A 9,974-nucleotide genomic window follows, 5' to 3' on the forward strand; every position below is an offset into this window, starting at 1 on the left:
CCGCTCCGGTTCCTGCGAGAGAAGGTCGCGGGTCAGCGCCGCGGCGCGTCGACCGGGATCACCCGCGCGCCCCCGACCCGCCGCTCGCCGCCGTTGATGACGTAGAGCACCGGATCGGCCTTCGGCTGGGGCGGGATGCCGGCGACGGTCGGGATGCCGTAGGTCCCCTCGCCCCAGGCCGACGGGACGAGCTCGCTCGGGCGCGGCAGCTTGAAGTAGGGCTCGGCGACGAGACCGGGCTCCAGCACGCCGTTGGCGCCGTAGAGTCCGAGAGGACCGGCGAAGGTGGTGCCGCCGTAGGCGGCGAACCGCCGGCCCGCGAAGCCCCGGCCGGCATAGCCCCTGCCCGCGAAGCCCCGCTCGCGCAGCGCCCCGATACGCCCGTGCCGCCCGCGCACGTCGTAGACCGCGGCGCGGCCGCCCTGCGGCCCGACATGCGGCTGCCCGGCGCCCGCCCGGCCGGCGCCGCCGAGCGGCTGCGCCGCAGCGCCCGTCCCCGCGAGGGCCGCGGCGGCGAGGGTGAGGACGATCAGGTCGCGACGCATGGTGTGTCTTCCCGGCTCCCGGCACTCGCAGGTTCAATGCCGGGGTGCCATCCTCGTTCCCGCGGGGGAGCCGCGCCAGCCGTGGCAGAGTACGGACGCGGCATGATCGTTTCCGGCCGGAAGGCTCTGGGAAAGTCCGCGTACGATGGCCGCCGCGAGCTCAATCCGGGCAGCAGTAAATATCCAATCCCAGCCGCAATCCCCGATCGCCCAGCATCGACAGCACCTGTGGCTGCAACTCCGCGCCCTCGTTGCTGTCCTGCATGAACAGACCACAGAACATGTCGCACCGGTAGCTTTCGTTCAGGTCGCGCCAGACGGCCGGATCGTCCGGGAGCCTACTCAGGAGAGCGACGATTCCCGCATCGAGGCCGTCGGTCGTATCGGCCGAGAGCACCCATGATCCGACCTGGGCGATCACCTCGCGACCGGACGCGATGCGGCGGACGTCGCCCTTGCAGGTGCATCGTGTGGGTTCGATCCCCAGGCGACGGGTGATCTCCTCCGGGTCGAGCGCGTCCCCGGTGATGCGCAGGCTGACGGTCGTGCGGGCGATGTCGGGCATGCTGCCGATCCTGGCGTGACTGCCGATATCCGCCAAATGTTTCGCAGCGTCATGCGCCCCAAACGCCGTCCAGAACGGCCCCCCGACGGAAGTCTCACGACCTAAGTCTCACGACGAATTGTCGAATGGGCTCCGGGATAAGGCTGGCTTAACGATTCGTGCGAGCGGCGCGGATCACGTGCGAGCGGGCGGTTCCCATCCCCGCCCGGCGTCGACGGCGCCGCCCGAGACCCGGTTCACCATGAAAACGCGACGATCCCGACGCGGCGAAGATTCGCGCGGGCGCGGCGTGCCGTCACCCAGGAAACGCCCTCACAGGAGGAACACCCCATGGCAAGCTCAGCCGCCCTCGGGCAAAGCGGCGATGCCGCGCGCCCGATGACGCGGGAGGAGAAGAAGGTCATCCTGGCCTCCTCCCTCGGCACCGTGTTCGAGTGGTACGACTTCTACCTCTACGGCTCGCTCGCCGGCATCATCGGCGCGCAGTTCTTCTCGTCCTACCCGCCGGCGACCCGGGACATCTTCGCGCTGCTCGCCTTCGCGGCGGGCTTCCTGGTGCGGCCGTTCGGCGCCCTGGTGTTCGGGCGCGTCGGCGACATCGTCGGGCGCAAGTACACCTTCCTCGTCACCATCCTGATCATGGGCCTGTCGACCTTCATCGTCGGCATCCTGCCCAACGCCGCGCAGATCGGCATCGCGGCGCCGATCATCCTGATCGTGCTGCGCCTCGCCCAAGGCCTCGCGCTCGGCGGCGAGTATGGCGGGGCGGCGACCTACGTCGCCGAGCACGCGCCGCACGGCCGGCGCGGCTTCTACACCAGCTGGATCCAGACCACGGCGACGCTCGGCCTGTTCCTGTCGCTGGTGGTGATCCTGGCGGTGCGGAGCATCACGGGCGAGGCCGCCTTCGCCGAATGGGGCTGGCGCATCCCGTTCCTGGTCTCGGTGCTGCTGCTCGGCATCTCGCTCTGGATCCGGCTGCAGCTCAGCGAGTCGCCGGCCTTCCAGCGCATGAAGGACGAGGGCAAGACCTCGAAGGCCCCGCTGACCGAGGCCTTCGGCCAGTGGCGCAACGCCAAGATCGCGCTCATCGCGCTGCTCGGCCTCGTCGCCGGCCAGGGCGTGGTCTGGTACACCGGCCAGTTCTACGCCCTGTTCTTCCTGCAATCGATCCTGAAGGTCGACGGCTACACGGCCAACCTCCTGATCGCCTGGGCGCTCTTGCTCGGCACCGGCTTCTTCGTGGTCTTCGGCTGGCTCTCGGACAAGATCGGCCGCAAGCCGATCATCCTGGCCGGCTGCCTGATCGCGGCACTGAGCTTCTTCCCGGTGTTCAAGCAGATCACCACGCTCGCCAACCCCGCCCTCGAGAAGGCGATCGAGAACGTCAAGGTGACCGTGGTGGCCGATCCGGCCCAGTGCGGCAGCCTGTTCAACCCGGTCGGCACCCGGGTGTTCTCGGCGCCCTGCGACCTCGCCCGCGACTACCTCGCCAAGTCCTCGGTGCGCTACACCACCGAGGCCGCGCCCGCCGGCCAGCCGACGGTCGTGCGGATCAACGGCACCGAGGTCCCGTTCGCGGCGGGCGCTCCGGCGGCGGAGTTCAACAAGGCGGCGGCGGGCGCGCTCCAGGCGGCGGGCTACCCGAAGGCGGGCGACGCCCAGGTCGTCAAGATGGCGAACCCGTTCGACATCTTCCGGCCGCAGGTGGCCGGCGTGATCGGGCTGCTCTTCGTCCTCGTGCTCTTCGTCACGATGGTCTACGGCCCGATCGCCGCGGCCCTGGTCGAGCTCTTCCCGACCCGGATCCGCTACACCTCGATGTCCCTGCCCTACCATATCGGCAACGGCTGGTTCGGCGGCCTGCTGCCGGCCACCGCCTTCGCGATGGTGGCCCAGACCGGCGACATCTATTACGGCCTCTGGTACCCGATCGTCATCGCGCTGATGACCTTTGTGCTCGGCCTGCTGCTGGTGCCCGAGACCAAGGACCGGGACATCTTCGACGAGCGGGATACCGCCGCGCACTGACGTCGGGGATGATGCGACGGGAGGGGCGTCCGCGGCGAAGGCTGCGGGCGCCCCTCCCGCTTTCGGGACATCAGCGCAAGGGGAACCGACGCCGCTCCCGTCCTCGGACATCGTCCCGGGTTCCCGACTGCGCGGCCCCGGGACGCCTCGGAGGGGTTCGAGACCGTCGCGCGAAAGCCGGGACCGGCGATGGCAAGGGAACGGACCCTCCACAAAAAAAGGCCCGCCTCCCCGAGACGGGCCTCCAGCACCGTTCAGGCGCGTGCGGTCACCGGCAGGTCGTGATCCGCCGCACGATCCAGCCCTCGCCGTCGACGAAGAGCTTCCGGCGCGCGGTGAAGCACTGGGCGTCGTCCGCCTCCGGGGCGGTGACGCTCGCGGTGGCGGCGACGTCGCGGGTGGTACCCGTGGCGGCCTTCGGCGCCTTGTCGACCGCCGGCGCGGCGACGGCGCCGAGCGGGGCGACGCCCGCGGCCAGGGTGGCCAGCACGGCGAGCAGGGGCAGTCGGGCGCAGGGGCGCGCGCGCATGGTCGGTGATCCCATCGGTTGAATGCCGAGCGGCAATGTCGGGCGGAGTGGCCCTGGACCGCTCGCTCTCTGACCGCTCTCTCTTGCCATGGATAAGTCGCGAGCGCCCGAAGAGTTGCGCCGCCAAGGCGCGTCGATCCACAAAACGGTAAACACGGCGGTGCGACGCCGCGGTGACATTCCGCACCCGGTCGCGCAACTTACGCATCGGCAAGGCCGGACCGGCCCTCGACTGTCGCCCCGGTCGCGATCGACTGGGCTGGACCTCGAACCGCGCAAGTCCCCGAGAGTTCCGTCCCGGTTCCGTGCCGGTATCCCGCGGCCGGCGCACCAGACGAACCGGCCCTCGACTGTTCCCGGACCTGGCGCGGGATCCGGGCGGACCGGATCCCGCCGCCGCGTCAGGCCGGGACCGGCCGGGCCTGGCCCGCCTGGCGCTGCACCAGCCAGAGCGAGATGGCGACGTTGAGCAGGTTCCAGCCGATGCCGTTGGCGAAGGCCGCCGCGTAGGTGCCGCTGAGGTCGAAGATCACGCCGGACAGCCAGCCCCCGAGCGCCATGCCGAACAGGGTCGCCATGATGACCACCCCGACCCGGCCGCCGGCCTCGCTCGCCGGAAACAGCTCGCGCACGATGATCGCGTAGGCCGGCACGAGGCCGCCCTGGAAGAGGCCGAACAGGGCCGAGATCACGTAGAGCGAGGTCAGCCCGTCGAAGGCGAGGTAGAGGAGCAGCGCCACCCCCTGCAGCACCGAGCCGACGAGGAGCGTGCGCAGGCCGCCGATCCGGTCGGCGAGGAAGCCGGAGGCGATCCGGCTGACTATGCCGAAGCCGAGCATCAGGGACAGCATCTCGGCGCCCCGGGCGACGCCGTAGCCGAGGTCGCCGCAATAGGCGACGATGTGGACCTGCGGCATCGACATGGCGACGCAGCAGGCCAGCCCCGCCACCACCAGCAGGCCCTGGAGGAGGTTCGGCGGCAGCCCGAGCGTCCCGCCCGACCCCGCCTCCCCGGCGCGCACGACTGCCGCGACCGGCGGGCGCCGGCGCATCAGGAGCGCCAGCGGCAGCATGGTGGCGAGGCAGAACACCCCGATGCCGGCTTGCGTGGCGCGCCAGCCATAGGCCGAGACCGCGTGCTGGACGAGCGGCGGCCACAGGGTGCCGGCGAGGTAGTTGCCCGCGGCGCAGACCGAGACCGCGATGCCGCGCCGGCGCGCGAACCACAGCGAGATGTCGGCCATCAGGGGCCCGAAGGCGGCCGACGAGCCGAGGAGCCCGATCAGGATTCCGTGCGCGAGGGCGAACTGCCACAGGCTCGTCGAGAGCGCGGTGGCGCCGTAGCCGAGGCAGAGGCAGATCGCGCCGAGCGCCAGGGGGCCCAGGATGCCGAACCGGTCGGCGAGCTTGCCCATCAGCACGCCGCCGAAGGCGAAGCCGATCATGGTCAGCGTGTAGGGCAAGGCGGCGGCACCCCGGGCGGCGCCGAACTCCGCCTGCACGGCGGGCAGCACCACCACCACCGACCACATCCCGACGCCCCCGATGGTGGTGAGCAGGACGGAGACGACGAGGCGGCGCCAGGCGGCGGCGGAATCGAGCCCGTCGGCGGGCATCGGGCGGGTCACGGGCGTTTCCTCGATGGTGTTCGGCTTGGCCGAGTTATTTCGGCCGAGTTATTTCGGCCGAGCCGTCTCGACCGAATCGTTTTGGCTTGTCGGTGCTGTAGCAGGTGGCTCGGCCTTCGAGGAGCGAACCGGGTGCAACCCCCGGCTCCGCTGCGCGCGACCGGGGGCGCAGCCTCGTCCTTCCTCAGGCCGGGTCGCGGCCTCGTCGTCAGGCGGCCCGCTCAGGACGGATACGCGGTCACGAAGCGGGCCACGTGCCGCGGATCGTCGTGCGGCGCGTGCCACACCGACAGGATGATCGGGGCCGTGCCGTGCGGCGTGAGGATCGGGCCCTCGAAGACGAGGTTCCGGCCGAAGGGCACGATTCGAACAGACTGGTAATTCTCGGGACTGGCCTGGCGCCACAGGGCCTGCGCCAGGACGATCGGGACTCGACGATCGAAGCCGTGCCCGATGAAGAACTTCGCCTTCGAGGGGGCGGCACCCTGATCGTGCAGAAGATAGTGGGTGAGCTTCGGGAACGGGATGACGAGGTCCGGCCGTCCGTCGAAGCCGGGACGCACGTCAGCCGGCTCGCCGGCACGAACCGATCTGGCCCGGCATGACCGTCGCGAGGGCGTGAAAGGGCGCCTCGAACTCGACCCCGAACGCCGCGGCGTCGCCGTAGACCGCCACGATCGTTCCCGTCGCGCCGGCCGGCACCGTCGCCCCCTCGTCGCTCAGCGCGGGGGTCCTCAACGTCACCACGTCGAGTTCCGACGGGCTGAAGACCGCCCGGTCTTCGGCGGCGAAAGGATTGCGTACGGGTGCGGGCATGTCGGCGTCGTCGGCCTCCGACACTGAAAATAATCGCTCCCGGCGACGGCGCAAGGGAATGTCCAGCAGCGCGCCGGCCTTCCGGGTTCACCCCTCCGCCACCGTCCCGGGATACCGCGCCGCGAGGTCGCGCCGCGTCGCCTCCAGCCAGCCGCGGCCGCGCTCCGCCCGCGGGGTCGGCAGCGCCACCTCTCCCGCGAGGCGCGCCGGCCGGCCGGAGAGCAGCAGCAGCCGGTCGGCCACCGCGAGCGCCTCCGGCACGTTGTGGGTCACCATCAGGACCGCCGCGCCGCGCGACGCCGCGCTGCCGAACACGGCGGCCCGCAGGGACGCGGCCGACGCGTCGTCGAGGGAGACGAAGGGCTCGTCGAGGACGAGGAGGCCGGGCGCCAGGGCGAGCGCGCGGGCGAGCGCGACCCGGCGGGCCATGCCGAGGGAGAGCGCCCGCGGGTAGCGGTCGCGCCACTCGGAAAGCCCGAGCTCGTCGAACAGCGCGTCGAGGGAGCGGCCGCGCTCGGCCCGCGGCAGGGAGAGGCGCACGTTCTCCTCGACGCTGCGCCAGGGCAGGAGCCGCGGCTCCTGGAACACCATGCCGATGCGCAGGTCCGGCGCGGTCGCGAGGTCGCCCTCGAAGTCGCGGTCGAGGCCGAGCAGGATGCGCAAGGTGGTGGTCTTGCCCGCCCCCGAGGGGCCGATCAGGCACAGGGTCTCGGCCCGCCGCACCGACACCGCGAGGTCGCGCACCGCCTCGACCGGCGCGGCACCGGCCGGGCGGTAGACCTTGCGGCGCACCGTCAGGGTGAGGATCGGGGCCGCCGCCTCGCGGCGCAGCCCGGCGGCGGGAACCTTATCGCCAGCGGCGGGCATGGGCGTCGAGGGGCTGGAGCAGGAGGGCGTCGACCGCCAGCATCACGGCGCTGAACACGAGGCTGTAGCCGATCAGCGCTGCGACGTCGAAGAGCTGGAAGTAGTACGAGATGGCGTAGCCGACGCCGTCCGGCCGGCCGAGCAGCTCGACCACCAGCACGATCTTCCAGGCGAGCGAGACGCCCGAGCGCGTCGCCGCCACCGCGAAGGGCTCGAGCTGGGGCAGGAGGACGTGGCGGATCCAGGTGCGGCGGTCGTACCGGAAGGCCTGCGCCATCTCCTCGAGGCCGGGATCGAGCCCGCGGGCGCCCTCGCGCAGGATCACCGCGACGTTCGGCATCTTGTTCAGCGCCACCGCCAGGATCGCCGCGGTCTCGGTCAGGCCGAGCCAGATATAGGCCAGCACCGTGACGATCAGCGCCGGGGTGTTGAGGAGCACGAGCAGCGGCGTGTCGAGGAGCCGGTCGGCGGTCCGCGAGCGCCCGAGCGCGATGCCGAGCACCGCGCCGGTCGCCATGGCGAGGACGAACGAGGCCACGACCCGCCACAGCGTGATGCCGACGTTGCGCAACAGGTCGCCGGAGGCCGCCTCCCGCCCCACGAACGCCGCCACCGCCTCGGGCGACGGCAGGGTGCGGGGATCGACGAACCGGCTCGCCAGCCACCAGCAGGCCAGCAGCAGGAGGGCCGAGGCGAGGCGGGCGAGGAGCGCCGTCAAGCGAGCCGCCCCACGATCGGCCAGCCGACCGGTGCCGTCCCCGACCCTCCCCTCCGCGACCTCATCCTGAGGTGCTGCAAAGCAGCCTCGAAGGAGGGCTCCAGGGATCGCCGCAGCCTCCGGAGCCCTCCTCCGAGCCTGCGCGATCCGCGATCGCTCCGCACCTCGGGACGAGGTCGCGGGTGGGACGGGACGAGCCTGGCCTCGTGCGCCGGAGAGGGGCTGCCGCGTCGCTCAGCCATTCGGCCCGCCGTCCCAGTACAGCCCGGCCGGCAGGGTCGTGGCGGCGCCGACCAGGCGCTCGCCGCCGAGCCGCGCCAGCACCGCGTAGAGGCGCTCGGCGTCCGCGCGCTCCGCGGCGGCCGGCCGGCGCGGGATACCCTCCAGGAAGGCGCGCTTGAGGGTGGCGTAGGTCGCCTCGTCCTCGGCCGCCATCAGCGGGCGCACGGGCGCCCAGGCGGCGTCCCCGGCCTCCAGGGCGCGCTTGGCCCGCGACGAGGCGCGGGCGAGGCCCGCGACCGCGGCCGGCGCGCGCTGCAGCAGCGCCTCGTCGAAGACGTAGCCGAGGAGCGCGATCGGCCCCGTGACCCCGAACGCCGCCGCGATGCCGTCGGCGCCGATCAGGCGGCGAAAGCCCCTGGCCTCGAGCCGCGCGCAGAAGGTCCAGTATAGGAGCGCCGCGTCGAGCTCGCCGGTCTCGAGCTTGCGCATCAGGAGCGGCGGGGCGCCGAACACGGGGCGCGCCTCGCGCTCGAGGTCGAACCCGTCCTTCTCGCGGGCCCGTGCGCGCAGGAGCAGCCAGTTCTTGTCGAGCGGGCCCCCCGCCACCCCGAGGCGCTTGCCCGCGAGGCCGGCGACGGTGGTCAGGGAGCTGTCGCCCGGCACCATCAGGGCGCCCTCGGTCGAGGAATAGGGCAGGAACTTCACCGCCCGGCCCTCCGCCCGCAGGCGGGCGGCCCAGAGCAGGTCGGACACGATGGTGTCGACCTGGCCGCCCTGGAAGGCGATGCGGGCGGCGTCGCTCCCGGCGAGCCGCACGCCCTCGAGGTCGAGGCCCTCCGCCGCGTCGATCCCCTCCGCCTTGATGACCGCCGCCTCCCAGGAGACGGTGCCGAACGGCAGGAGCCCGACCTTCAGGCTGGCGGGCGCCCCCTGCGCCCGCGCGGCCGAGGGCAGCAGCGGCGCCAGCGGCCACAGCCCGGCCGCCGCCATCAATCCACGCCGTGAGAGCATGGGCGCCCCTCCCTCCTGCCCGGCCCGTCGCCGGTCTTGCCTGCCGCCGGTCTTTACCCCGCCAGAGGTAGGCGGCGCGGGCGGCGGCGTCCACCGCTTGCCTGCGGGGGCGCGAGGCCGCACCCTCGGCGGATCGGCCGCCGCCGTCTGTTGGACTCTCGTCCTCTCTTGGACCCTTGTCCTCTCTTGGACCCTCGTCGGGCGGCGGGCCGGGACGGAGACCGTGCCTCATGCCGAACGACAAAGACGACGTCCTCGCCCCCGAGGCGATCGCCGCGCACCTCGCCGCCCTGCCGGGCTGGACGGAGGCCGATGGCTGGATCACCCGCACCTACCGGACGAACAGCTGGAAGGGCACCCTGATGGTGATCAACACCGTCGGGCACCTCGCCGAGGCGGCCTGGCACCACCCGGACCTCACCGCCTCCTATGCCTGGGTCGAGGTGCGGCTCACCACCCACTCGGCCAAGGGCCTGACCGAGAAGGATTTTGCCCTGGCCAAGAAGATCGAGGAGGTGGTCGGCTGGCAGCCGGGGCTGGAGGGCGGCGCGCTGGAGGGCACGCCGACCGATCCGCGCTTCGCCTACATCAAGCACGACCGCTGAGGGCGGCGCGGCGGGGTCGGCGCGCGGGGCGCTGGGCGGCGTGCTCCTGCCGGGCCCGCGCGTCCCGCCCGGCGCGCTTGGCGCCGTAGAGCGCCATGTCGGCGGCGTGGACCAGATCCTCGAAGGTCATGCCCGGCCGGCACGGAGCGAAGCCGCAGGACATCGACAGCAGGAGCACCGTGCCGTCGTCGAGGGTGAGCGGGGCGCGGCGCAGGGCCTCGCGCAGGCGCGCCGCCGCCACCTGCGCCTGGTCGGCATCGGTCCCGGGGAGCAGGACCAGGAACTCGTCGCCGCCGACCCGCCCGATCGCGTCGGCCTCGCGCAGGCCGGCGCGCAGGACCGAGACCAGGTGGACCAGCGCCCGGTCGCCCGCGAGGTGGCCGTGCCGGTCGTTGACCTGCTTGAACAGGTCGAGGTCGATCGCGACCAGGCTCGGG

The 9,974-nt window shown here is 72.5% G+C and carries 12 protein-coding genes; 2 read left to right on the forward strand and 10 right to left on the reverse strand.

Annotation, left to right across the window (positions count from 1 at the left end; all coding sequences use genetic code 11):
• Positions 1–32: 32 nt before the first annotated feature.
• Positions 33–545: a hypothetical protein gene (locus tag V3T34_RS06135; protein WP_305078721.1), complete on the reverse strand. Its 513-nt coding sequence runs from the start codon at positions 543–545 to the stop codon at positions 33–35.
• 160 nt (positions 546–705) lie between these two features.
• Positions 706–1,110: a DUF4279 domain-containing protein gene (locus V3T34_RS06140; RefSeq protein WP_305078722.1), complete on the reverse strand. Its 405-nt coding sequence runs from the start codon at positions 1,108–1,110 to the stop codon at positions 706–708.
• 378 nt (positions 1,111–1,488) lie between these two features.
• Between V3T34_RS06140 and V3T34_RS06145 the strand changes: the two genes are divergently transcribed.
• Positions 1,489–3,141, forward strand: coding sequence for an MFS transporter (locus V3T34_RS06145; RefSeq protein ID WP_288587965.1), 1,653 nt, complete (start codon positions 1,489–1,491; stop codon positions 3,139–3,141).
• 268 nt (positions 3,142–3,409) lie between these two features.
• Here V3T34_RS06145 and V3T34_RS06150 read toward each other — a convergent pair whose 3' ends face one another.
• The 7 genes from V3T34_RS06150 to V3T34_RS06180 all read right to left on the reverse strand — a co-directional run bounded on the left by V3T34_RS06150 (position 3,410) and on the right by V3T34_RS06180 (position 8,932).
• The gene (locus V3T34_RS06150; RefSeq protein WP_060847716.1) at positions 3,410–3,670 is read right to left on the reverse strand and encodes a hypothetical protein; all 261 of its coding nucleotides are present in this window, start codon (positions 3,668–3,670) and stop codon (positions 3,410–3,412) included.
• A gap of 401 nt (positions 3,671–4,071) precedes the next feature.
• A complete protein-coding gene (locus tag V3T34_RS06155; RefSeq protein ID WP_305078726.1) occupies positions 4,072–5,286 on the reverse strand; it encodes an MFS transporter in 1,215 nt (404 codons plus the stop codon).
• A 233-nt stretch (positions 5,287–5,519) separates the two neighbouring features.
• Positions 5,520–5,861, reverse strand: coding sequence for a DUF6883 domain-containing protein (locus tag V3T34_RS06160; RefSeq protein ID WP_060847717.1), 342 nt, complete (start codon positions 5,859–5,861; stop codon positions 5,520–5,522).
• Position 5,862: 1 nt separating this feature from the next.
• A complete protein-coding gene (locus V3T34_RS06165; RefSeq protein WP_060849447.1) occupies positions 5,863–6,114 on the reverse strand; it encodes a hypothetical protein in 252 nt (83 codons plus the stop codon).
• Between the two features lie 87 nt (positions 6,115–6,201).
• On the reverse strand, positions 6,202–6,981 hold the full coding sequence (locus V3T34_RS06170; protein WP_305078723.1) for an ATP-binding cassette domain-containing protein: 780 nt from the start codon (positions 6,979–6,981) through the stop codon (positions 6,202–6,204).
• Complete coding sequence (locus V3T34_RS06175; protein ID WP_305078724.1) at positions 6,962–7,699, reverse strand: ABC transporter permease; 738 nt, start codon at positions 7,697–7,699, stop codon at positions 6,962–6,964. Before V3T34_RS06175 ends, V3T34_RS06170 begins: the two co-directional genes overlap by 20 nt.
• Before the next feature lie 234 nt (positions 7,700–7,933).
• A complete protein-coding gene (locus V3T34_RS06180) occupies positions 7,934–8,932 on the reverse strand; it encodes an ABC transporter substrate-binding protein (RefSeq protein ID WP_091882532.1) in 999 nt (332 codons plus the stop codon).
• 230 nt (positions 8,933–9,162) lie between these two features.
• Between V3T34_RS06180 and V3T34_RS06185 the strand changes: the two genes are divergently transcribed.
• A complete protein-coding gene (locus tag V3T34_RS06185) occupies positions 9,163–9,537 on the forward strand; it encodes a 4a-hydroxytetrahydrobiopterin dehydratase (protein ID WP_060847721.1) in 375 nt (124 codons plus the stop codon).
• On the opposite strand, the gene V3T34_RS06190 is transcribed toward V3T34_RS06185, so the two are convergent.
• Positions 9,521–9,974, reverse strand: a 454-nt coding sequence (locus V3T34_RS06190; RefSeq protein WP_305078725.1) for a GGDEF domain-containing protein, incomplete at its 5' end; no start/stop codon positions are given. The two genes, V3T34_RS06185 and V3T34_RS06190, sit on opposite strands and share 17 nt — an antisense overlap.

The organism is Methylobacterium ajmalii (assembly GCF_036448855.1).
In the GTDB taxonomy this organism is placed as follows: Bacteria; Pseudomonadota; Alphaproteobacteria; order Rhizobiales; family Beijerinckiaceae; genus Methylobacterium; species Methylobacterium ajmalii.

Bases quoted from the DNA above. Each gene is read 5' to 3' on its own strand.
- V3T34_RS06135 (WP_305078721.1), bottom strand. From the start codon at position 545: ATGCGTCGCGACCTGATCGTCCTCACCCTCGCCGCCGCGGCCCTCGCG.
- V3T34_RS06140 (WP_305078722.1), bottom strand. From the start codon at position 1,110: ATGCCCGACATCGCCCGCACGACCGTCAGCCTGCGCATCACCGGGGAC.
- V3T34_RS06145 (WP_288587965.1), top strand. From the start codon at position 1,489: ATGACGCGGGAGGAGAAGAAGGTCATCCTGGCCTCCTCCCTCGGCACC.
- V3T34_RS06150 (WP_060847716.1), bottom strand. From the start codon at position 3,670: ATGCGCGCGCGCCCCTGCGCCCGACTGCCCCTGCTCGCCGTGCTGGCC.
- V3T34_RS06155 (WP_305078726.1), bottom strand. From the start codon at position 5,286: ATGCCCGCCGACGGGCTCGATTCCGCCGCCGCCTGGCGCCGCCTCGTC.
- V3T34_RS06165 (WP_060849447.1), bottom strand. From the start codon at position 6,114: ATGCCCGCACCCGTACGCAATCCTTTCGCCGCCGAAGACCGGGCGGTC.
- V3T34_RS06170 (WP_305078723.1), bottom strand. From the start codon at position 6,981: ATGCCCGCCGCTGGCGATAAGGTTCCCGCCGCCGGGCTGCGCCGCGAG.
- V3T34_RS06180 (WP_091882532.1), bottom strand. From the start codon at position 8,932: ATGCTCTCACGGCGTGGATTGATGGCGGCGGCCGGGCTGTGGCCGCTG.
- V3T34_RS06185 (WP_060847721.1), top strand. From the start codon at position 9,163: ATGCCGAACGACAAAGACGACGTCCTCGCCCCCGAGGCGATCGCCGCG.